This is a genomic window from Bacillus cereus group sp. BfR-BA-01523, assembly GCF_022662615.1.
Classification (GTDB): domain Bacteria; phylum Bacillota; class Bacilli; order Bacillales; family Bacillaceae_G; genus Bacillus_A; species Bacillus_A mycoides.
The window spans coordinates 1-223 of sequence record NZ_JAKUDX010000051.1; the positions used below are offsets into that span (position 1 = coordinate 1).

Below are 223 nucleotides of genomic sequence, written 5' to 3' on the forward strand. Positions count from 1 at the left end.
GAAATAAAAGAAGAAGTAAAAGAGCCGATAAAAGAAGTTGAAGAAACAAAAGAAGAAGTAAAAGAGCCGGTAAAAGAAATTGAAGAAACAAAAGAAGAAGTAAAAGAGCCGATAAAAGAAATTGAAGAAACAAAAGAAGAAGTAAAAGAGCCGGCGAAAGAAGTTGCAGGTACAAAAGAAGAGGTAAAAGAATCAGCAACTGGATTGGATCAAGAGCCAAAAG

General features: G+C 34.1%; 1 pseudogene. It reads left to right on the forward strand.

Annotated features, from left to right (window positions below):
- Positions 1–223: pseudogene (locus MR066_RS27155) on the forward strand (LPXTG cell wall anchor domain-containing protein); the annotation flags it as partial.